This is a genomic window from Campylobacter sp. US55 (genome assembly GCF_004378955.1).
In the GTDB taxonomy this organism is placed as follows: domain Bacteria; phylum Campylobacterota; class Campylobacteria; order Campylobacterales; family Campylobacteraceae; genus Campylobacter_D; species Campylobacter_D jejuni.
Map to the genome: position 1 here is coordinate 1 of NZ_RYYF01000035.1, position 229 is coordinate 229.

Annotated in this window: 1 pseudogene; it reads left to right on the forward strand. The window is 32.8% G+C overall.

Annotated features, from left to right (window positions below):
- Positions 1-229: pseudogene (locus ELQ07_RS08200) on the forward strand (glucose/galactose MFS transporter); the annotation flags it as partial.

Sequence of the window (229 nt, forward strand, 5' to 3'; positions counted from 1 at the left end):
GTGCGGAGCAAATCGAAGCTGCATTGCTAGCCAATATGGGTAATGTTCAGCTTGTTTATGTAGGAATTGCTGCTATTGTTATTTTGATTTTAATTGCTTTTGTTCTAAATAAGCTTCCAGAAGGAAGTGCGGTAAGTGATGATTATAAACAAAAAGATGATTCTAAGCCTATACATGTTTTTAAACACAGACATTTTAATTTAGGACTTTTAGCGCAATTTTCATATAT